Raw genomic sequence first — 21,179 nt, forward strand, 5'->3', positions numbered from 1 at the left:
AAAACTTTATTATGATGGTGCGAACTTGAATGCAGTATTAGGAAAAGCTCGTCCTGGAGATATGGGATTTGATGTTGTGCATTTGAATTTACATAAGACATTCACAGGTCCACATGGTGGAGGAGGTCCAGGTTCTGGACCAGTAGGTGTGAAGAGTGATTTGATCGCATATCTACCAAAACCTGTTCTTATAAAAGATGGAGATATGTATCGCTTTGATAGTAACCGTCCACATTCTATTGGGCGTGTGAAGCCATACTTTGGAAACTTCGGTATTAATGTACGTGCCTATACGTACATTCGAACGATGGGACCAGATGGTTTGAAGAAGGTTTCTGAGTATGCTGTTCTCAATGCTAACTATATGATGAGAAGGCTTGCCGAATATTATGATCTACCATTCGATCGACATTGTAAACATGAATTCGTCATTTCGGGGAGACGTCAGAAAAAGTTGGGTGTGCGCACACTCGATATTGCAAAACGTTTATTAGATTTTGGTTTTCATCCACCTACAATTTACTTCCCACTTAATGTTGAGGAATGTATGATGATTGAACCGACTGAAACTGAAGCGAAGGAAACGTTAGATGAATTTATTGATGTAATGATTCAAATTGCTAAGGAAGTTGAAGAAACACCTGAAGTTGTGCAAGAAGCACCTCATACAACAGTAATTAGTCGTCTAGATGAGGTAACTGCTGCAAGAAAACCTATTTTACGTTATGAGAGAAAGTAAGTGAGATAAGTACAAATGTGCGTATCATGGATGTATTTACATGAAAGCGTCTACGATACATATGCCCATTGGAGGACTTCGATAAGTGAGTGAAATTTTACAAACCATTATTAGGGAAGTTCTATCCTATTTAATGGTTTGTATTTTAATTTGTAAGTAATGCTAACCTTATATATGTAAACAAAAAAGAGAAGTCGTGTAGAACGTCTTCTCTAGTTCTTTTTCTTAATTCGACCGCCCCATTTTCTGAAGCCACCCTGTAATTGATTTATATCTTTACAACCTAATTTGTGTAATGTGCTTGCTGCACGAGCACAGCGAAAGCTGTTTTGACAATAAATATAAACGGGCTTGTCTGTTCGGATTTCCTGCTTACGTGTACGCATTTGTGTAAGCGGAATGTTGCGTGCACCAAGAATATGCCCTCTGTCAAATTCATCTGGTTCACGAACATCAATTAACTGTGCCTTACGATATCCTTCTTTAAATTCTTCTTCTGTCAACGTTTTCAAGTATCGACGCTGAATTAGCTGTGTGATTACAATGTATATAGCAATTGCACCGAGCGCAATAAGTAATGTATAAACTATATTCACTATAATTCTCCTTTCTTCTTAAGAACAAAGTGTAATACTCCATTTATCATTATATAAACGTTTCAGAAAAGAATCAAAGGAAAAATAAAAACATTTGTTTTACGTACGTATTCAATATGACAACTTTTTAAAATTTTTCTTAATTATATTTCTTTTAATGATTACGCATTTCTTTTGACATTTCTTCTTCATTTGATAGACTAATTATGGATTTCAACTATGTTCGACAGAAAGAAGGGTGTTAAGTGGCGAAAGAGACATGGCGTTTTATTGATTCAGGGAATTGTACTCCATCATATAATATGGCGTTAGATGAAGCTTTGTTAAATTGGCATAGTGAGGGTAAGATTCCACCTACAATTCGTTTTTATGGATGGAATCCCCCAACGTTATCGGTTGGATACTTTCAACAAGTGAAACGTGAAATAAACATGGAAGCAGTAGAAAGATATGGTTTAGGTTTCGTGCGTCGTCCAACTGGTGGTCGTGGTGTATTGCATGATAAAGAGCTAACATATAGTGTAATTGTATCTGAGGATCATCCAGAGATGCCGAAGACAGTTGTAGAAGCTTATAGAGTCATTTCTGAAGGGATTCTTGAAGGATTTAAGGGGTTAGGTCTTGATGCTTATTTTGCAATCCCTCGTACAGACGAGGAGCGTCAGAGTTTGAAGAATCCTCGCTCAAGTGTCTGCTTTGATGCCCCATCTTGGTATGAGTTAGTTGTAGAAGGACGTAAAGTTGCAGGTAGTGCACAAACGAGGCAAAAAGGCGTTATTTTACAGCACGGATCAATTTTACTAGATATTGATGAGGATATGTTATTTGATTTATTTAAATACAAAAATGAACGTTTACGAGAACGTATGCAAAAAATGTTTAGTCAAAAAGCAGTTGCCATTAATGAGTTAACAAAACAGCCTGTTACTATAGATGAGGCGAGCAAAGCGTTTAAAATAGGTTTTGAAAAAGGATTGAACATTGAATTAGAACCATATGAACTATCAGAGAGTGAAAAAGAATATGTACATCAAATAGCTAAAGAACGATATGAGAATGATGAATGGAATTTTCGTCGGTAAACGAATAGGTCTATTGTCCTCTATTCAATGAGCTTTAAAGAAGGTATAACTATATATTGTGTGAGTGAAAAACTTGGCGATTCGCCAAGTTTTCTACTGTTTGTCCCTCGCTAGAATAATCAACAAAAAATTGCAAATGAGGAAAAACCATGAAAATCATAAAAATCCCTCATGTTTCGTCCATTTTCTCACAACATCTTCGATTTTTGATATATATTACGTTTGACAAGACCATATACATGTAGAGTAAAATCAACATATAGTATTTATTCTTCGTATGAACACACTATATGTTGTTTAAGATAGTTGTTTTAAATAAGTAATAGGTAGGATTCAAAGTGAATAACGCTTTGGTACCGATGGGAGATGAGATGATGGTGACAGTTAATGCTGATAAACAATTATCAGTCAATGTCGAAAAGCTGAATTCAGAGATACGTTTATTTCCGCAAGTGCACCCAATCACCGAAGATATGGAAATCACACATAAAGGTGTATCACGACTTGTAATGCTAGACCGATATGCATTCAAGGATACGGAAAAGATTACTCTTTCAGAAGGAGATTTTGTCGTATTAACGATAAAAGCAGACCCGAAGTTCCCTGCACGAGGGCTTGGTTACATTCAACAAGTTGATTTGGAAAAAAAGCAGGCAACTGTTAAGGTCGAGAGTGATTATATTGGTGCATTGGATAATCCGGAAGAGGCGCAGACAGGCATCATCGTTCGTTCACTCGATGTAATTGATAAACCATTAGAAATATACTATGAACAAATTGCAATGCGAAATGCGACTGGTCTTGCATCTGTTGAAAAAACAGAGGACAAGCGTAAAGAATGGTTTAAGAAGTTCTATAAAGAATTAGTATCACTTAACTTCGTTCCAGCAGGACGTGTACTGTACGGTGCAGGTTCAAATACAGATGTAACATATTTTAATTGTTATGTAATGCCATTTGTGCAAGATTCACGTGAAGGTATTTCAGAACATCGCAAACAGGTAATGGAGATTATGTCTCGTGGTGGTGGTGTAGGGACAAATGGTTCAACTCTTCGTCCTCGAAATGCACTTGCACGTGGTGTCAATGGTAAATCATCAGGTTCCGTTTCTTGGCTTGATGATATTGCGAAGTTGACTCACCTTGTAGAGCAAGGTGGATCAAGACGTGGAGCACAGATGATTATGCTTTCAGTAACACACCCTGATGTTGTTGAATTCATAATTTCAAAAATGCAAAATCCACGCATTTTACGTTTCTTAATCGAAACAACGCAAGACGAGCATATTAATAGGCTTGCAAAAGAAAAATTAAATTTCAAGCCACTTAGTGAAACAGAAAGAGATATGTATCAAGGTATCGTGAATTATAAAAAAATTGCTGGTCAAGGTGGATTCACGGCACAGGTGATTAAAGAAGCTGAAGAGAAATTAGAGACAGGTGGTACATATAGTGTCCATAATCCTGATTTCCTCACAGGTGCTAATATCTCTGTTTGCTTAACAAAAGAATTCATGGATGCAGTAGAAAATGACGATGTTTTTGAACTAAAATTCCCTGATGTTGAGAATTACAATGAGCAAGAAATGAAAGAATACAATGAGAAATGGCATTCAATTGGTGATGTGCGTGAGTGGGAACGTATGGGTTACAAAGTGCGCACATATCGTGCAATTAAAGCGAAAGAGCTTTGGAATCTAATTAATATTTGTGCGACATATTCAGCCGAACCAGGTATTTTCTTTATTGATAATGCGAATGAGATGACCAACGCAACAGCGTATGGTCAAAAGGTAGTGGCAACAAATCCGTGTGGAGAACAACCACTAGCACCATATTCAGTCTGCAACCTTGCGGCTGTGAACTTAGCAGAGATGGCTGATAAAGATAATAAAACGGTAGATTTTGAAAAATTAAGAGAAACTGTTCGTGTTGGTGTACGTATGCAAGATAACGTCATTGATGCAACACCTTATTTCCTTGAAGAGAATAAAAAACAAGCATTAGGAGAGCGTCGCGTTGGTTTAGGTGTAATGGGACTCCACGATTTGCTTATTTATTGTGAAACTGAATATGGTTCAGCAAAAGGAAATGAGCTCATCGATAATATATTTGAAACAATTGCAACAACTGCTTATAGTGAATCAGTTGAACTTGCGAAAGAAAAAGGCAGCTTTCCATATTTAGAAGGCACTACGGCGGAAGAATCAATGAAAATTCGTCATCGTTTCACAGAAACTGGTTTTATGAAACGCATGCCTGAAGATGTTCGTGAAAGCATTATAGAACATGGTATCCGCAATTCACATCTATTAACTGTAGCTCCAACAGGATCGACAGGTACAATGGTAGGAGTATCAACAGGCTTAGAACCTTATTTCTCTTTCTCTTATTACCGTAGTGGTCGACTTGGGAAGTTTATTGAAGTGAAGGCAGATATCTTACAAGAGTATTTAGACAGGCACCCTGAAGTTGATGCCAATGAATTACCAGCATGGTTCATTTCTGCAATGGAATTATCACCTGAAGCACATGCTGATGTCCAGTGTGTTATCCAACGATGGGTTGACTCTTCGATTAGTAAAACTGTAAATGCACCGAAAGGTTACACAGTTGAACAGGTTGAAGGAGTGTACGAGCGTCTTTATCGTGGTGGTGCAAAGGGCGGTACAGTATACGTCGATGGTAGTCGTGATGCACAAGTCTTAACATTAACAAAAGAAGAAAATTCTTTTGATGATAAACAAGAAGAACAGGCAAAGGATACATCACATGTTGTACTTGTTGATACGATCAATGCTCTACGTTCAACAGATGTAACTATAGGATCAGAAGTAGGTAATACTTGTCCAGTTTGTCGACAAGGGACGGTAGAAGAAATTGGTGGATGTAATACATGTACGAACTGTAATGCACAATTAAAATGTGGACTATAACATAGTCGAAAAGGCGGCTTCACATTCAATACTGAATGTGAAGCCGCCTTTAATGTTTTTTATTAAGAATTCATAATATGCCATGATGGAGGTCGTATGTAATCTGTATTTTTCAATGTTATTTAACAATTATGTTCATTCGTTGAAGTTAATTTGCTCTCTTAGAAAAATTATATATACCTATTATGAAACAAAGCATACTCATAGCCCACATAACTCCTGCTAAACCGACTAGAAGTGATATTTCTTCTGAAGCCATTGGACGGTTGTAGTCAAATGAAATAGCTTTTATTAAATAGTAAATGGCTATTGAGAAAAGTAATAAATGCAATAATGTCCATCCGTATGCAAAGGAATTAGTTCTCTTATTAGACCAAATTAATATGGTGGCTAATATAACAAGTCCCATTACTATTGAAAAACCAACGATTAACATCGTTATTACTTCTTGCTCTAATGGCATATGTCCCCTCCAAATTAAACCTCTTATTACTTCAACTTTAACTAACGATTACAAAATTACAATAATTGCCTATTTGATTATAAAACAACTAATTAAAGTAGTCTATGATAAAAATCCAATTAATCCCCTCTTTATTACTACGTACACATATAACTAATCCCTCTTCCATCAATATCAGTCTGTCCGTTAGGGAAGGATAAAAACATTTGGAGATGCAAATAATTTTATTATCTTTCAATTAATATACAGTGAATGTACTCTTTGAAAGGTTCATCAGAGTTAAATGATTAAGTATGTCCTTACGTTTGTTAATTACGACTGCACTATAGATTGAAAGCCGTAATGAACTATCAGAGCAATTAAATTGTATACATTTGAGGTGAATGACATGGAACCATTTTTACCACAACTCGTATATATTGAGCCTAGAGCAATGGAGTACGAGTTAGGTCGAAATCTGAGAAAAAAATTTGAAGATATGGGTATTGAAATTAGAGAAACAACTTCACATAACCAAGTACGTAACTTGCCGGGAAATAATGAGTTTCAGAAGTATCGAAATGCTAAATCAACATTAGTTGTAGGTGTAAGGAAGACGTTGAAATTTGACACTTCAAAACCATCGGCAGAATATGCCATTCCATTAGCAACAGGTTGTATGGGGCATTGTCATTATTGTTATCTACAAACGACATTAGGTTCTAAGCCTTATATCCGTACGTACGTTAATCTAGAAGAAATATTTGACCAAGCAGAAAAATATATGCAAGAAAGAATGCCAGACATTACAAGGTTTGAGGCAGCGTGTACGAGTGATATTGTTGGAATTGATCATCTTACACATTCACTGAAACAAGCGATCGAATATTTTGGAGAAAAAGAGTATGCTCAACTAAGATTTGTTACGAAATTTCACCATGTAGATCATTTGTTAGATGCAAAACATAATGGAAGAACTCGCTTTCGATTTAGTGTTAACTCTAGGTTTGTAATTGATAATTTTGAACCGGGAACTTCTTCTTTTGATGAGCGAATTGAGGCTGCTAGAAAAGTTGCACTGGCAGATTATCCGTTAGGTTTTATCGTTGCTCCAATTTACCGACATGATAATTGGGAAGATGGTTACTATGAGTTATTTGAACGGTTAGAGAAGGCATTAAGAGACTTGAAAATTGAAGATATTACATTTGAACTTATTCAGCATCGATATACAAAACCAGCTAAACGGGTAATCGAGAAACGTTATCCTAAAACTAAACTTGAAATGAATGAGGATAAACGTAAATACAAATGGGGGAGGTACGGTATAGGTAAGTATGTCTATCCAACCGATCAAGCAAAAGAGTTAGAAGAAACACTTAAAGGTTATATACACAAATTCTTTCCACAAGCTGAAATTCAATACTTTACTTAGCTTGTCAGCACAAATGAAGTGTTGTAATATTGATTATATGGAAGTTTTTTCACGTATTATTTGATTTTTAATACTTGATCTAAACTTGGACAACCTAGTTAAAGGTAAAAGTAAATTGTGAGTAGTGAAAATTTCCGATGAATTATAATATAAAAAGCCACTATAGATTGAAGCTTCGTTTTATAGCAAAACATTAGTAATTGGGGGAAATGAAATGCCGACGCCAAGTATGGAAGATTACATTGAACAAATATATATGTTAATTGATGAAAAAGGATACGCGAGAGTATCGGATATTGCAGAAAATTTGTCGGTGCATCCATCCTCCGTTACAAAAATGGTGCAAAAATTAGATAAAGATGAATATCTAATATATGAAAAATATCGTGGTTTAGTGCTTACACCTAAGGGCAAAAAAATAGGGAAACGACTTGTTTTTCGTCATGAGTTGCTTGAAGAATTTTTGAGTCTTATAGGTGTGGAAGAAGATAAGATTTATAATGATGTTGAAGGAATTGAGCATCATTTGAGTTGGGAATCAATCGATCGAATTGGAGATCTTGTTCAATATTTTACTGAAGATAAGTCACGTGTGGATGATTTGCGAGAAACACAAAAAAAGAAAACAACAAATAATTAATGTATCTAGAACCCGGCTTATGCTGGGTTTTTTGATGTTTTAAAAACCACTTAACATTAATAAATGTATCTAAATAACAAATTATTGATCGGTTTGAATTTTCGTTATTTTCTGTACTAAATGGTGAGCTTTTCGCTTAGGATGATAGTAAGCTGTTCCTGATAAGGGAGATGGTATGGATATGTATGTAGACGGTGTATTTTCTGGAGGAGGAATGAAGGCAATTGCCCTTGTAGGAGCACTACAAGTAACAGAAGAGCGTGGAATTCAATTTCGACGTGTCGCTGGAACGAGTGCAGGATCTATAATGGCGGCTTTCGTTGCAGCTGGGTTTCGTAGTCCTGAAATCCTTCAAGTGTTAGAAGAATTCGATACGAGAAAATTCATGGATGCTCCTAAGACTTTTTTTCCTCTCTTTAAGTGGGTGAGGTTATATTGGAAATTAGGTTTATATAAAGGTAATGAATTAGAAAACTGGGTTGAAGAGCGCTTAAAAGGTCGAGGGATTCGAACATTTGCTGATATACCAAAAGGTTCGCTTCGAATCATTGCTTCTGACCTAACACGAGGTGAAATTGTAATTATACCAGATGATTTATACAAATATGGTCTTCGTTCTGATAACTTCTCAATAGCAAAAGCAGTTCGTATGAGCTGTAGCCTTCCTTATTTCTTTCAACCAGTAAAATTATATTCAGTTAATGGGGAAAAGAGTATCATCGTCGATGGTGGTATGTTGAGTAACTTTCCGGTCTGGTTGTTTATGAGAGAGAATAGACGTCCTGTATTAGGGTTTAAATTAAGTGCTAATCTAGAAAATACACCTGAACATAAAATTAAAAACGGAATTGATATGTATCATGCTTTGTTTGCAACAATGAAGGACGCTCATGATGCGCGTTATATTTCTTCAACTTTTAAGGATAGTACAATCTTCATACCTGTTAATTCTGTATTGGTAGAAGAGTTTGAAATTAGTAAAGCAAAGAAAGAGCAGATGATCATGCTTGGGCGTAATCGAGCAGAAAATTTCTTTAAAAACTGGAGTTATTAATGCGTATTCTAAAATGATTATAAAAGTGTAAAGTATCACCTTTCACATACAAACATAAGATTTTTAATGACATTTTGAATAAATTGACTTGATAAATAGTATATTACTCATCTTAGGAAATTCACTTTCATTACCTGAGAAAAAAGGCAAAAAAAGTCGGACATCTCTAAAATAGTGCCCGATTTCTTTTTTTGCCTTTTTTTCCTTCTATTACAGTAAGGTTTGTATCTCTTCGTTTACGTGAAGCAGATGTTTTACTTTTGTTAGTGGTTGTTTTCGGTTTGTTTTTCATTTGAACTTTTTTTGGCATTATTGATGTGGAATCTTTAGCGGTTGGAGATGTTTTGTATTTGTTTTTTGATTGTTTTACTGCCTTTCGATAGGCTGAATAATCACTGTTACTATAACGGCGGTTCATGATTGAACTGAAAATAAAGAGAAGAAGTACCACGATACCAGCGGTTATAATCAACTGCATAATTAACGACATTGGATTGGTGAACAGCTTATATAATAAACCGAAAGCGGCTAATCCGATAAGAATCGACACAATTGGGTTAATTTGGCGAAACACGCAGTCACCTCCTAATAGGATTATAAATTATCCAATTTGTAATTTACTCTTTTCGTTGTCGTATGTTTCTTCTTGTTCAAGCATTTTTTTGAATGAAGCAATTGCAACTTCAACTTGTTGGTCATTTGGTTCTTTCGTTGTCAATAGCTGCAACCAAAGACCAGGGTAACCGAGATAACGAAGAACTGGGACTTGACGTAATTTATTTGTAAATTGTAATACTTCAAATGCAATTCCTAGAACAACAGGAATCAAAGCAAGACGATTTACTACACGAAACCATAGAGGTTCAGTTGGAACTAATAAATATACGAAGACACCAATAACGACAGTAAATAAGATAAAACTACTACCACAACGGTAATGAAGTCGTGAATGGCTTTGTACATTTTCAACAGTTAGTTCATCGTTATTTTCGTAAGTGTTAATGACTTTATGCTCTGCACCATGATATTGAAATAGACGTTTAATTAATGGTGTCAATGAAATAGCGTAAATATAACCTAATAACAGAATGAGCTTAAATAAACCTTCAAGTAAGTTTTGCTCAAGATGCCCTGGGAAAATTGGTCTCAATGAAGCTGCAACAAATGCAGGTGTTAATGTAAAGATGAATTTCCCGAATAAAAAGGAGAGAATACCTACACCTGCAACACCTAAAATCATTGTGAGCTTAGAATCTTGGACTTGCTCAAGTGTATGGTCTTCATCAGGAGAAAGTTCATAACGTTCACTTGAGAAATTTAAATGTTTTGACCCGTTAGCACTTGCTTCAATGATTGCAATAATACCACGCAAAAATGGGATTTTTTTAAATTTATTTAATACTGGTCGTTCTTTTTTATCTGTTACGAGATAATCAATTGAGTTATCATTACGTCGAATCGCTGTTACAGATGTATGTTTCCCACCGAACATAACACCTTCAATTACGGCTTGCCCACCGTATGCTTTTTGTTTCTCTTTGGACATACTACATCAACCTACTTTTCTATTATTGACTTATAACATGATGTTATTGCCATATTAAATATGTTTAAAAGTCTGAGAAAGATGGAATTACATAGATGAATAAGTTTGTTTTATTTCCATTCGCCTACCATGAAAACGTATTTTCGAGTGCTCCAACTGTACGAAGTCATATTTGTTTCCATTCTTTCTATCATCCTTTTGTTACATATACTAATAATTCATATTCTACAGCAAATGTAATGAATCCTCTAGGTTGATGATTATATTTATTATTCCCTAAATGGAGAATTTTACACCTTCTATTTCTTCTGGTATTCAAATTTTATCACGTTTCAATTGACGCTAAGATTTCCACTTCAAAACTTTGGAGAACCAACGAAGTTGAAGTTGGATAGAGCCTTGGTCATACTCCTGAGGTATAAGCGTCAGTAATTACCTGATTGGTTCAACTAACCATCAGTGGAGGATGAAGGAATACCTCCACTGATGGAAGGTTCACTTTATAATAATGTCTCTCATTAACATTACTTGAGTAGGACATAATAAGGTGTGGAGGTGGTTGAAATGAGTCATCAAGAAACGATGTCTAAGTCGAACGAACATTTAGAGCAAAATAAGCGTGAAGTACCAATGTCACGTGCTGCTAGAATTGCATCAATTGGATTTAGTGGAGGGCTAATATGGAGCTCTGTTGGATTTATTACGTATTATTTTAATTTTGTAGAATGGAACCCATCATTTGTTTTAGAAGCAATAACAACTGGTGATTGGCGAGCTGGTGTACTTGGAACCTTCATCGGTATTCTATTTATATCTATAATATCCATAGGTGTTGCATTTGTTTACAGCTTTGCATTAAAGCAAGTAGATAATGTATTTGGAGGGATTTTATTTGGGTTAGCATTGTGGGGGGCGGTATTTTACTTGTTTAATCCACTATTCCCTAGTGTAAAACCAGTTTCTGAATGGGATTTTAATTCAATTGTTACGTCGCTATGTTTATATATCTTATATGGTGTATTTGTTGGATATTCAATATCATTTGACGCAAAAGAAATGGAGGAGGCACAAAAAGCAGAGGTGAAAGAAAACTATTCAAGTGAATAGTTATATGATAAGATATACTTGGAATTTTTGTCCTAAGTCATGCAAATAAGTGCTTAAATGATGTGTAAAAGGAGCTGAATATCCATGCGTATACTTGTGTTGAACGGCCCGAACTTAAATCGGTTAGGTAAACGTGAACCGGGCATATATGGAAGTGAATCATTAGCTCAGTTAGAACAGCAGCTCCGCGAGTCATCAAAAGACGATAAAATCACAATAGATTTTTTTCAATCCAATCATGAAGGTGAAATAATTGACCACATACATGATGCCGAAAGTTATGACGGCATCATTTTAAATGCAGGGGCATTCACTCATTATAGTTATGCAATTCGTGATGCAATTGCAAGTGTGAATGTTCCAGTGGTAGAAGTACATATTTCGAATATTCATACAAGAGAACCATTTAGACATCATTCGGTCATTTCACCAGTTGTGATTGGACAAATCGCTGGGTTTGGCTTTTTTGGTTATCAAATGGCGTTATCAGCATTGAAACAACATGTTGGAAAGGATTGAGAGAATGGAGAGACTACAAAAGTTTCGTGATCAATTTGCAACATTACATGTAGATGGATTACTTATAACAAGTGAGAAGAACCGTCGTTATATGACTGGTTTTACTGGCAGTGCTGGAGTTGTCTTGATTTCTGCTGACCGTGCTGCATTCATTACTGATTTTCGTTATATGGAGCAAGCAGATAAGCAAGTAAAAGGGTTTGAAATCGTACAGCATAAAGGCACGATTCAAGATGAAGTTGCAAAAGTTGCAAAAGACATGGGAATTGAGAAGTTAGGTTTTGAACAAGAACATCTTACATTTGCTCAATTTCGTACATATGAGGAAAATATCTCAAGTGACTTAGTACCAATATCAGGTGCTGTTGAGAAATTACGATTGATTAAATCTGAAGATGAAGTTGCAATTATTCAAGATGCGGTTAATATTGCGGATGCTGCTTTTGAACATATTTTAACGTTCATTCGTCCAGGATTAACAGAGCTTGAGGTTTCAAATGAATTAGAGTTTTTCATGCGTAAGCAAGGAGCTACTTCTTCTTCATTTGACATCATTGTTGCTTCAGGACATCGTTCAGCATTACCTCATGGTGTTGCTTCAGATAAGAAGATTGAGTCAGGTGAACTTGTGACACTTGATTTTGGAGCATTATACAAAGGTTATGTATCTGATATTACTCGCACAATTGCGGTTGGAGAAGTGGAACCGAAATTGAAAGAGATTTACGATGTTGTGTTACAAGCACAATTACGTGGAGTGAATCATACAAAAGCAGGTATGACAGGTATTGAGGCAGATGCATTAACACGTGATTATATTAAGGAAAAAGGGTATGGGCAATACTTTGGGCACTCTACAGGTCACGGTATCGGATTAGATGTACATGAAGCACCGTCATTATCCTTTAAATCAAATACTGTACTTGAACCAGGCATGGTCGTTACAGTTGAGCCTGGAATATACATTTCAGGTCTCGGCGGTGTTCGAATCGAAGATGATATTGTCATTACAGACAGTGGAAACAAGATTTTGTCTAAGTCATCAAAAGAATTAATAACATTATAAAAAGATACAGGAGGAATAGAAATGATTTCAGTAAATGATTTTCGTACAGGTTTAACAATTGAAGTGGATGGAGGAATTTGGCAAGTTATTGAATTCCAACACGTAAAACCAGGGAAAGGTGCTGCGTTTGTACGTTCTAAACTTCGTAATCTTCGTACGGGTGCGATTCAAGAAAAAACGTTCCGTGCTGGTGAAAAAGTTGGTAAAGCACATATTGAAAATCGTAAGATGCAATATCTCTATGCAAATGGTGATATGCATGCATTTATGGATAATGAAACATATGAGCAAATCGAACTTCCAAGTTCTAGACTACAGGAAGAATTAAAATTTATTAAAGAAAACATGGAAGTAAATATCCTTTCGTACGAAAGCGAAGTGATCGGTGTAGACCTTCCGAATTCTGTTGAACTTGTTGTAACTGAAACAGAGCCAGGAGTAAAAGGTGATACAGCTCAAGGTGCAACAAAACCAGCAACATTAGAAACAGGACATACGGTGATGGTACCTTTATTCATTAATAAAGGGGAAACACTCGTTATTAATACGACTGATGGTAAATATGTGTCTCGTGCATAGTTAACTAATTTCATCTCTCAAGTGAAGCATCGAGTGTTTCATTTGAGGGATGTTTTTATATTTAGAAAGATTTCCATTTGAGTGATTTCGATCCTCTATGAATAATGGTTAATTGAATAGGAGGGAATACAATGGAACAAGATGGGCGTAATCGAAACAATATCGTTCCTGGGAAAGAAGTCGATATTGTCTTGAAAAAGGATCAAAAAACTGGAAAGTTAACGAGGGGTATCGTTAAGGACTTATTGACGAATTCAGCATTTCATCCTCACGGTATTAAGGTTAGGTTACAGGATGGACAAGTTGGTAGAGTGAAATCAATAATACTAGAATGAGAAAAACTTCAAATGAAGTTAATTGATTTAAGGATGACACATATATCTTATGTGTCATCCTTTTTTTGTAAGAATAACTTTCATTTAAAGTTGTTGCGTTTAGATTACTTTACAATTGGGTTTATAAGCTAGTTTATCACTGATAGTAAACAAAACTAGTCTAACCAATAGTTTAATGCTTGTGTAAAGTCGGTGAATTTCTTACGTAAGAAAAAAAGCTATCAATAATTAAATTGATAGCAGAGAAAGGGTCTATGAGAGAAAAGGGGGATATGAAAATAGTATGTCCATTAGTTTGCATTTTTAAACGATATAGAAATTAAATTTTAAATTGTAATTATTTCGCAATTTGTTGTTTGTTACAAGAAGTTTTGAATTAGTGGACAAACATTCTTTATGTCCAACATATAGTTGATTAATGGAAGAGAAAAGGGGTGATTCAATCTAGTGGACAAGTTCTTTGAAACAACAATTATCATGATGGCATCATTAAGGTTTTTGTCTTCATTCATAGAATTTGGAGCAGCATGTTTATTTTTATACTTTAATGATGTAAAAAAAGCCCTGGTCATTAATACGTTGTTAGCGGGAGTTGGTCCAGTGATTTTATTGCTTACTATGATGGTAGGACTATATGCGATAGCTGATCAATTCTCTCTGCAAAAACTCTCTCTAATCTTCTTGGGAATCGGGTGTATTCTATGGGCTGTTATTAAATAAGTGTATTGTCTTCATACAGTCATAATGTAGTCCAGCATGCATACATTTGAAACAAGCACTTTTTAAAGTAAAAGGAGGGCAGGCATGGAAGAAGCAGTTATGTTGTTATCGGAATCCCTTCAAAGACAGGTGAACATGCTCTCTATAACAGAACGTAATCAGATCGAAGAGATTCGAATACGAATTCATCGTCCATTAGAAGTTGTTATTAATGGAAAGCCGTATTATCCAGATATTCAAACTGTTGTACAGTACGAAGAAGTGAATCGATTTCTCAATAAGGTTAGCAAGTATTCTTTATATACATTAGAAGAGGAGTTAAGGCGAGGGTTTATTACGATAAAAGGCGGCCATCGTGTAGGTATTGCTGGAAAAGTTATTACTGAAGGAGGTGTAGTAAAAGCTGTAAGAGATGTCACATCTTTTAATATTCGAATTGCTAGAGAGAAGATTGGAGTTGCATCACGATTAATTCCATATTTATATGATGGAAGATGGAAAAACACGTTATTAATTGGTCCTCCTAAAAGTGGGAAAACAACGATATTAAGAGATTTGGCAAGGTTAATTAGTACAGGAGATGATAGAAATAGAATCAAAGCCTTAAATGTAGGTATTGTTGATGAACGCTCAGAGATTGCAGGGTGTGTGAATGGCGTTCCGCAACATACATTTGGGATTCGTTTGGATGTTTTAGATGGTTGTCCAAAGGCGGAGGGGATGATGATGATGATTCGTTCAATGAGTCCGCAAGTGTTAATTGTTGATGAAATTGGAAGGCATGAAGATGTTGAGGCTATCTTAGATGCTATGCATACAGGTATTCACATTATTGTAACAGCACATGGATTTGATATAAATGATGTGAAATCACGTCCTAACTTCGAAGCATTATTTTCTAATGGAGTATTTGACCGTTATATTGAATTATCTGCACGTAATGGAGCAGGAACAATAGAGACGGTTCGTAATAAGAATGAACAGGTTTGCAAAAGAGTGCTGGAAGTGACTACATGATTAAGATTATAGGGGCACTTACTATCTTATTATGTTCAACATGGGTTGGGTTTGAAACAGCACGACGATTAAGTGAACGCCCTAGACAGCTTCGGCAATTGAAGGCAGCGTTGCAAGCTCTTGAAGCAGAAATTATGTTTGGCCATCTGCCTGTTGCTGAAGCCTGTATAAGAATTGCTAATCAAACTCCTAAGCCATTTAAATGGTTCTTTGATCGATTTGCAAAGCGCTTACAAGAAGAAGAGACAGCATCATTGCAAGAAGTTTGGATATATTCACTGAAAGAAGTGTGGAGAATGACGGCTCTTACTGATAGTGAATTTGAGATTTTAAGACAGTTCGGTGAAACGCTTGGAAAGCATGATAAGCTATCTCAAAAAAAACATATCCAACTTGCGCTTGTGCACTTAGAACGTGAAGAAGAAGAAGCAAGAGTTCGCCAACAAAAGTATGAAAAAATGGTTAAAAGTCTCTGTTTTCTAATGGGGTTATTGTTAGTCATTCTGCTCATGTAAGAGGATTGGGGGAAAGTGAATGGCGATCGATGTAAATATCATTTTTCAAATCGCCGGAATTGGTATTGTTGTGGCAATGATTCATACAGTGTTAAAAACAATGGGAAAAGGAGATTGGGCAGATTGGGTGACACTAATCGGATTTGTAGTTGTATTGTATATGGTTGCTACGATCGTTGATGATCTATTTCAAAAAATTAAAGGTGTATTCTTATTCCAAGGTTAAGGGAGGGACAGGCGATTGAAATAATTCAAATAGTAGGAATTGGTCTTGTTGCAACTTTTTTAGCATTAATCCTAAAAGAACAAAAAGCTTCGTTCGCCTCCCTACTCGTAGTCTTCGTCAGTGTTGCAATCTTTCTGTTTCTAATAGAAAAAGTATATGAAATTATTCACATGCTTGAAACATTAGCAATCTCAGCAAATATAAACATGATCTATGTGGAAACGATTTTGAAAATTATTGGTATTGCTTACATTGCAGAGTTTGGCGCACAAATTACGAAAGATGCTGGGCAGGGGGCAATTGCATCGAAGATTGAATTGGCAGGAAAAATATTAATCCTCGCAATGGCAATACCCATTTTGACAGTCATAATTGAGACAGTATTAGAGATGTTACCAGTTTCTTAATTATGATGAAGTGATTGCGAGGTGTAATAACTTTGTTGACACAGAAGTTTGAGTTTTTTTTCCTACTAGTAATGATATTTATTATGTTTTCATGTCCAAATGTAGTACAAGCCACAACTGCACAACCCGTATTTCAGGAGCAATTGGAAACACTTGATGTAGATGATATGAGACAGTTCTGGGATGACATTGTTCATAAATATGGTGGTTTTCTTCCTGAAAGTCATAAAGGTAGCTTCTATGATTTTATAAAAAGCGGAACAGACTTTTCATTTCAAGCGTGGATAACTGGATTTTTAAGGTTTTTGTTTTATGAGCTCATTGCAAATGGAAAGCTGCTTGGAACTCTCATATTACTAACAGTGTTCAGTATGCTCCTTCAGTCACTTCAAAATGCCTTTGAGCAGAAATCTGTTAGTCATGTCGCATATGCACTCATATATATGGTGTTGATTGTAATTGCTCTTAATAGTTTCCATATAGCAATATCTTATACAAATGATGCTATTCAATCGATGATAAGTTTTATGATGGCTCTTATGCCTATGTTATTAGCACTAATGGCTTCTATAGGAGGAATAACGTCTGTCACTTTTTTTCATCCGTTGATTATTTTTCTAGTACATACAAGTGGCTTACTCATCCAATATGTAGTGTTACCATGTATTTTTTTATCTGCTTTATTAAGTATTATTAGCACGTTAACAGACCATTACAAGGTTACACAGTTAGCTCAGCTACTAAGGAATATTTCAATTGGGTTACTGGGCACATTTTTAACGATATTCCTCGGTGTCATTTCTGTTCAGGGGGCAACAGCTGCCATTACTGATGGGATAGCGGTTCGAACAGCAAAATTTATAACTGGAAATTTCGTACCTGTTGTAGGTAGGATGTTCACTGATGCAGCTGATACAGTATTAAGTGCATCACTTCTATTAAAAAATGCAGTTGGAATTGTTGGTGTTGCTGTATTGTTTTTAATCGCAGTCTTTCCAGCAATTAAGGTATTCGCTCTAGCTGTCATTTATAAAATTGCAGCAGCTATCTTACAGCCGTTAGGCGGAGGTCCTGTTATTACATGCCTAGATATAATTAGTAGAAGTGTGATCTATATTTTCGCTTCATTAGCAGTCGTGTCGTTTATGTTTTTTCTTTCTGTCACAATGATTATTGCCGCTGGAAATCTATCGTTAATGGTTCGTTAACATAGCAAAGGCGTGATGAGATTGGAATATATTGCAACATGGATAACCAATATTGTTCTATTTATTTTGTTGGCGATGGTCGTAGATATGTTATTGCCAAATTCAGCTATGCAAAACTATGCCAAGATGGTTATCGGACTTTTATTGATTTTATTAATTTTGACACCGATTTTAAGAATTTTTTCTGAAGATTTTGAAGAAATACTTAGAACAATGGAAATTGGAAATTCCGTACAGAGTGAACAATTAAAAAATCGGCTTGAACTGAAGAAAAAAGAAATACAAGCCAATCAACGAGCATACATTTTAGAAGAGACGGCTGTCCAAATGAAAGAAAATGTTCAAAAGGAGTTGGTGGAACGATATGGGTATTCAATTACAAACATTAATCTGAAATTAGAAAATGATGTAGGAGAAAATTGGACAACTGTTGATCTGCAATCATTACAAGTATCAATTAGCCAGCTTTCAGATGAAAAAGAAAATGTAGAATCGATTGACACTGTTGAGCCTATTCAAATTGACGTCTCAGAAATAAAAGCAGACCAAGAAGAAGTTAAAAGCAATAGTGGAGATTATAATGAATTACGAGCATTTCTAGCCTTGAAATGGGGCGTAGATGAAAATAAGATTTCAATCATAGAAAATTAGTGGAAGTTACATTGTAAGGGGGTGAAACAACTAAGTGAGTGAACGAAAAGGGATATTTATGAGAATAAAGTCACTCATCTATAGAGGTGATAATGATTCTAGTCCCAAAAATATGAGGGGTTACTTACTTATCGCGATTTTAATTGGTGTTTCGATGATGTTACTTAGTCAGTTTTTTCAAGATGATGTTGAAGAAGGACCTTCAACTGTTTTTCAAACGGATGGATCAAAGGAACAAGCAACGGGCTTAATAAAAGGAGAACAACATGATGGTGATAATCTAATGGCTCGTTATGAACAGGAGTATGAGAAACAATTAAAAGATTCATTAGAAGACATCTCGGGAGTCAGCAATGTTACAGTTATGATTAATCTTGACTCAACAGAGACAAAAGTAGTAGAAAAAAACACAAATACGCAAATGCAAAAGACTGACGAAACAGATCAACAAGGTGGTAAGCGTAAAGTAGAAGATAATTCAACGGATGAACAGGTTGTAATCGTTCGTTTAGGTGATCGAGAGCAACCGATTATTATACAAACAAAGAAACCTGAGGTACGGGGTGTATTAGTTGTTGCAGATGGTGTTGAGAATGCTCAAATCAAACAATGGGTGGTAGAAGCTGTTACTCGTGTCTTACACGTACCGAGCCATCGAGTATCAGTCATGCCGAAAGATTCGAAAGGGGAGTAATCATTTTGTTGAAGAAACAAACGGTTTGGTTGTTAACAATGTTGAGTTTGGTCGTAGTCCTTGGTGTGTATTATGTTACTGCACCACAGCCTGCTAATGAGGAATTTGCAGCAATGCAAGAGCAAAGTAATGAGATTGAACAACAAATGGATATGGAACAAGAGGGAAGTGAGTCAGTAGCATTAGAAGGTGAGTCTTCAGAAAATAGTGGGATTGAGACTGTTGTAGAAGAACTTGGTCAAGAAATGGTTACTTCTGATTTAACTACTGATGAATTTTTTATAAATTTACGAATGACAATAAATGATGAGAGAAACAAAATAAAGGAACAATTAAATACTGTTGCTGCTTCGGCAAATGTTTCGAGTGAAGAAAAAAGTAAAGCGCTAGATGAAATAAATTATTTAACGAAGTTATCAGCGAAGGAAGAAATTCTTGAAACGATGATTAAAGCAGATGAACGTTTTAGTGATGTTGTTGTTAAGACGGATGAAGATAAAGTAAGAGTGATTGTTCGAGCACAAGAACCATCCGAATCTGCAGCGAATGAATTAATGCACCTTGTTCGTGATGAGCTTGGTTTAACAAGGGTTGCAGTAGAATTTCAAGCAATAAATTAATTATGAAAAATAAGAAGTTTAACTTAGTTAAACTTCTTATTTTTTTAGCATTTTGAAAGAATGACAAGTTAATAAAGCATAAAATCTCAAATGAAAATTTAAAATTCTAAAAATAATCAAAAAAGACTTTTATTTGAATGCGTTTTCATGTAGCATTTGTGTATGAGAGACTATTGAGTATAGATGATAGAGTTCCTCATCTTTCAATTGTTTGTCATATAATTTGAGTAGGATTGTGAGTTATCCAAAACCTACAGTAGTTCTGTATATGTACTTTTTTAAAATAATAAAGGTATATCATACAGGCACATTTTTTTATTTTTTTTGTTGAGCGATCGCTCGATTTCAATGGTAATGTTGATTACAATAGCTTGCTATCGTATAGTAAATGAAGGCTACAGTTCTTCTTTAATGTATGCCCTAGGAAATTAAGTGTTTGCTGTTCATTTGGTAACATTTAATGAGTTATGTAAGTTGGATTAAGAGAGCTATGAATTACATAATCATAAATTTAAGTCAAAGGAGACGACAAACGTGTTGAAAATTCAAGAAATTCGTGAGCTAATTAAATTGTTAGACAAATCTAGTATTGATGAGTTGATGTATGAAGAGAAAGGTGCAAAAATTAAGTTAAAGAAAAATCAAGGTGTTGTGAAAAATGTTGTAGCGGTAGAATCTGTTGAGGAAGCTAATGTACCAGCATCACAACCTCCAGTAGCACCAGTGGTTGAGCCAGTAAAAGAAGTTGCACAAGTTCAAGAACAGAAGGAAGAAGCTCCAACAGTAAGCGTGGCTGATGAAAACTTACATAAAATTGAATCACCGATGGTAGGTACTTTTTATGAATCGCCAAACCCTGAGTCTGATGTATATGTAAAAGTAGGAGATAAAGTTTCAACTAATAGTATCGTTTGTATTGTTGAAGCGATGAAACTCTTTAATGAAATTGAAGCAGAGGTCGACGGAGAAATTGTTGAAGTACTTGTTGAAAATGGACAACTTGTTGAGTATGGACAACCATTGTTCCTCGTAAAGACAAAATAGG

General features: G+C 35.5%; 25 protein-coding genes. 21 read left to right on the plus strand and 4 right to left on the minus strand.

Translation table 11 applies throughout. The annotated features are described in order from the left end of the window. The coding region (locus tag BFG57_RS00005) for a PLP-dependent aminotransferase family protein (protein WP_483771154.1) at positions 1–739 on the plus strand (739 nt) is incomplete at its 5' end. Positions 740–951: 212 nt separating this feature from the next. On the opposite strand, the gene BFG57_RS00010 is transcribed toward BFG57_RS00005, so the two are convergent. Continuing rightward, the gene (locus tag BFG57_RS00010) at positions 952–1,311 is read right to left on the minus strand and encodes a rhodanese-like domain-containing protein (protein ID WP_425388446.1); all 360 of its coding nucleotides are present in this window, start codon (positions 1,309–1,311) and stop codon (positions 952–954) included. Between the two features lie 269 nt (positions 1,312–1,580). Here BFG57_RS00010 and BFG57_RS00015 point away from each other — a divergent pair, with 269 nt between their 5' ends. Together BFG57_RS00015 and BFG57_RS00020 are read left to right on the plus strand one after the other, a co-directional pair. Next, complete coding sequence (locus BFG57_RS00015; protein WP_069715404.1) at positions 1,581–2,417, plus strand: lipoate--protein ligase family protein; 837 nt, start codon at positions 1,581–1,583, stop codon at positions 2,415–2,417. A 371-nt stretch (positions 2,418–2,788) separates the two neighbouring features. After that, positions 2,789–5,353 (plus strand): vitamin B12-dependent ribonucleotide reductase, encoded by a 2,565-nt coding sequence (locus BFG57_RS00020; protein ID WP_425388447.1) that lies wholly within the window; start codon positions 2,789–2,791, stop codon positions 5,351–5,353. A 148-nt stretch (positions 5,354–5,501) separates the two neighbouring features. Here BFG57_RS00020 and BFG57_RS00025 read toward each other — a convergent pair whose 3' ends face one another. Further along, positions 5,502–5,816: a hypothetical protein gene (locus tag BFG57_RS00025; RefSeq protein WP_069715405.1), complete on the minus strand. Its 315-nt coding sequence runs from the start codon at positions 5,814–5,816 to the stop codon at positions 5,502–5,504. A 388-nt stretch (positions 5,817–6,204) separates the two neighbouring features. On the opposite strand from BFG57_RS00025, the gene splB reads away from it, so the two are divergent. From splB to BFG57_RS00040, 3 genes are all read left to right on the plus strand, one after another. Next, positions 6,205–7,230, plus strand: coding sequence for a spore photoproduct lyase (gene splB, locus BFG57_RS00030; RefSeq protein WP_069715406.1), 1,026 nt, complete (start codon positions 6,205–6,207; stop codon positions 7,228–7,230). A gap of 214 nt (positions 7,231–7,444) precedes the next feature. Then, positions 7,445–7,870 carry a transcriptional regulator MntR gene (gene mntR, locus BFG57_RS00035; RefSeq protein ID WP_069715407.1) on the plus strand — a complete coding sequence of 142 codons (426 nt, stop codon included), beginning with the start codon at positions 7,445–7,447 and terminating at the stop codon, positions 7,868–7,870. A 181-nt stretch (positions 7,871–8,051) separates the two neighbouring features. Then, positions 8,052–8,924 (plus strand): patatin-like phospholipase family protein, encoded by an 873-nt coding sequence (locus BFG57_RS00040; RefSeq protein ID WP_069715497.1) that lies wholly within the window; start codon positions 8,052–8,054, stop codon positions 8,922–8,924. Between the two features lie 166 nt (positions 8,925–9,090). On the opposite strand, the gene BFG57_RS00045 is transcribed toward BFG57_RS00040, so the two are convergent. Then, a complete protein-coding gene (locus BFG57_RS00045; protein ID WP_069715408.1) occupies positions 9,091–9,498 on the minus strand; it encodes an SA1362 family protein in 408 nt (135 codons plus the stop codon). A gap of 27 nt (positions 9,499–9,525) precedes the next feature. Further along, positions 9,526–10,470, minus strand: a complete 945-nt coding sequence (locus BFG57_RS00050) for a DUF1385 domain-containing protein (protein ID WP_069715409.1) — start codon at positions 10,468–10,470, stop codon at positions 9,526–9,528. Positions 10,471–11,034: 564 nt separating this feature from the next. Here BFG57_RS00050 and BFG57_RS00055 point away from each other — a divergent pair. The 15 genes from BFG57_RS00055 (at position 11,035) to accB (ending at position 21,178) form a co-directional block, all read left to right on the plus strand. Then, positions 11,035–11,577, plus strand: a complete 543-nt coding sequence (locus tag BFG57_RS00055; protein ID WP_069715410.1) for a YqhR family membrane protein — start codon at positions 11,035–11,037, stop codon at positions 11,575–11,577. An 84-nt stretch (positions 11,578–11,661) separates the two neighbouring features. Next, positions 11,662–12,096, plus strand: a complete 435-nt coding sequence (gene aroQ, locus BFG57_RS00060; protein WP_069715411.1) for a type II 3-dehydroquinate dehydratase — start codon at positions 11,662–11,664, stop codon at positions 12,094–12,096. A 4-nt stretch (positions 12,097–12,100) separates the two neighbouring features. Beyond that, the gene (locus BFG57_RS00065) at positions 12,101–13,162 is read left to right on the plus strand and encodes a M24 family metallopeptidase (RefSeq protein WP_069715412.1); all 1,062 of its coding nucleotides are present in this window, start codon (positions 12,101–12,103) and stop codon (positions 13,160–13,162) included. A 21-nt stretch (positions 13,163–13,183) separates the two neighbouring features. Beyond that, the gene (gene efp, locus BFG57_RS00070; RefSeq protein ID WP_069715413.1) at positions 13,184–13,741 is read left to right on the plus strand and encodes an elongation factor P; all 558 of its coding nucleotides are present in this window, start codon (positions 13,184–13,186) and stop codon (positions 13,739–13,741) included. Between the two features lie 131 nt (positions 13,742–13,872). Continuing rightward, the gene (locus tag BFG57_RS00075) at positions 13,873–14,076 is read left to right on the plus strand and encodes a YwbE family protein (protein WP_069715414.1); all 204 of its coding nucleotides are present in this window, start codon (positions 13,873–13,875) and stop codon (positions 14,074–14,076) included. 447 nt (positions 14,077–14,523) lie between these two features. Continuing rightward, a complete protein-coding gene (locus BFG57_RS00080; protein WP_245676669.1) occupies positions 14,524–14,796 on the plus strand; it encodes a YqhV family protein in 273 nt (90 codons plus the stop codon). Positions 14,797–14,880: 84 nt separating this feature from the next. Further along, positions 14,881–15,813 carry a stage III sporulation protein AA gene (gene spoIIIAA / locus BFG57_RS00085; protein WP_069715415.1) on the plus strand — a complete coding sequence of 311 codons (933 nt, stop codon included), beginning with the start codon at positions 14,881–14,883 and terminating at the stop codon, positions 15,811–15,813. After that, positions 15,810–16,328: a stage III sporulation protein SpoIIIAB gene (spoIIIAB, locus tag BFG57_RS00090; protein ID WP_069715416.1), complete on the plus strand. Its 519-nt coding sequence runs from the start codon at positions 15,810–15,812 to the stop codon at positions 16,326–16,328. The genes spoIIIAA and spoIIIAB overlap by 4 nt, the downstream gene beginning before the upstream one ends. 19 nt (positions 16,329–16,347) lie before the next feature. After that, a complete protein-coding gene (gene spoIIIAC, locus BFG57_RS00095) occupies positions 16,348–16,554 on the plus strand; it encodes a stage III sporulation protein AC (RefSeq protein WP_069715417.1) in 207 nt (68 codons plus the stop codon). Positions 16,555–16,568: 14 nt separating this feature from the next. Then, positions 16,569–16,961 (plus strand): stage III sporulation protein AD, encoded by a 393-nt coding sequence (spoIIIAD, locus tag BFG57_RS00100; RefSeq protein WP_281186588.1) that lies wholly within the window; start codon positions 16,569–16,571, stop codon positions 16,959–16,961. A 35-nt stretch (positions 16,962–16,996) separates the two neighbouring features. Further along, on the plus strand, positions 16,997–18,169 hold the full coding sequence (spoIIIAE, locus tag BFG57_RS00105; RefSeq protein WP_425388448.1) for a stage III sporulation protein AE: 1,173 nt from the start codon (positions 16,997–16,999) through the stop codon (positions 18,167–18,169). A gap of 21 nt (positions 18,170–18,190) precedes the next feature. Continuing rightward, positions 18,191–18,820 carry a stage III sporulation protein AF gene (gene spoIIIAF / locus BFG57_RS00110; protein WP_069715419.1) on the plus strand — a complete coding sequence of 210 codons (630 nt, stop codon included), beginning with the start codon at positions 18,191–18,193 and terminating at the stop codon, positions 18,818–18,820. Between the two features lie 34 nt (positions 18,821–18,854). After that, on the plus strand, positions 18,855–19,514 hold the full coding sequence (gene spoIIIAG / locus BFG57_RS00115) for a stage III sporulation protein AG (protein WP_139125018.1): 660 nt from the start codon (positions 18,855–18,857) through the stop codon (positions 19,512–19,514). A gap of 5 nt (positions 19,515–19,519) precedes the next feature. After that, positions 19,520–20,134, plus strand: a complete 615-nt coding sequence (locus BFG57_RS00120) for a SpoIIIAH-like family protein (protein ID WP_069715420.1) — start codon at positions 19,520–19,522, stop codon at positions 20,132–20,134. Between the two features lie 534 nt (positions 20,135–20,668). Then, a complete protein-coding gene (gene accB / locus BFG57_RS00125) occupies positions 20,669–21,178 on the plus strand; it encodes an acetyl-CoA carboxylase biotin carboxyl carrier protein (protein ID WP_069715421.1) in 510 nt (169 codons plus the stop codon). The last annotated feature ends 1 nt before the right edge of the window (position 21,179 follow it).

This window comes from Bacillus solimangrovi (assembly GCF_001742425.1).
GTDB lineage: Bacteria > Bacillota > Bacilli > Bacillales > Bacillaceae_N > Bacillus_AV > Bacillus_AV solimangrovi.

Excerpts from the sequence above, each read along its gene's own strand:
- BFG57_RS00020 (WP_425388447.1), top strand. The coding sequence starts at position 2,789 with ATGATGGTGACAGTTAATGCTGATAAACAATTATCAGTCAATGTCGAA.
- BFG57_RS00025 (WP_069715405.1), bottom strand. The coding sequence starts at position 5,816 with ATGCCATTAGAGCAAGAAGTAATAACGATGTTAATCGTTGGTTTTTCA.
- splB (WP_069715406.1), top strand. The coding sequence starts at position 6,205 with ATGGAACCATTTTTACCACAACTCGTATATATTGAGCCTAGAGCAATG.
- mntR (WP_069715407.1), top strand. The coding sequence starts at position 7,445 with ATGCCGACGCCAAGTATGGAAGATTACATTGAACAAATATATATGTTA.
- BFG57_RS00040 (WP_069715497.1), top strand. The coding sequence starts at position 8,052 with ATGTATGTAGACGGTGTATTTTCTGGAGGAGGAATGAAGGCAATTGCC.
- BFG57_RS00050 (WP_069715409.1), bottom strand. The coding sequence starts at position 10,470 with ATGTCCAAAGAGAAACAAAAAGCATACGGTGGGCAAGCCGTAATTGAA.
- BFG57_RS00055 (WP_069715410.1), top strand. The coding sequence starts at position 11,035 with ATGAGTCATCAAGAAACGATGTCTAAGTCGAACGAACATTTAGAGCAA.
- aroQ (WP_069715411.1), top strand. The coding sequence starts at position 11,662 with ATGCGTATACTTGTGTTGAACGGCCCGAACTTAAATCGGTTAGGTAAA.
- BFG57_RS00065 (WP_069715412.1), top strand. The coding sequence starts at position 12,101 with ATGGAGAGACTACAAAAGTTTCGTGATCAATTTGCAACATTACATGTA.
- efp (WP_069715413.1), top strand. The coding sequence starts at position 13,184 with ATGATTTCAGTAAATGATTTTCGTACAGGTTTAACAATTGAAGTGGAT.
- BFG57_RS00075 (WP_069715414.1), top strand. The coding sequence starts at position 13,873 with ATGGAACAAGATGGGCGTAATCGAAACAATATCGTTCCTGGGAAAGAA.
- spoIIIAA (WP_069715415.1), top strand. The coding sequence starts at position 14,881 with ATGGAAGAAGCAGTTATGTTGTTATCGGAATCCCTTCAAAGACAGGTG.
- spoIIIAB (WP_069715416.1), top strand. The coding sequence starts at position 15,810 with ATGATTAAGATTATAGGGGCACTTACTATCTTATTATGTTCAACATGG.
- spoIIIAC (WP_069715417.1), top strand. The coding sequence starts at position 16,348 with ATGGCGATCGATGTAAATATCATTTTTCAAATCGCCGGAATTGGTATT.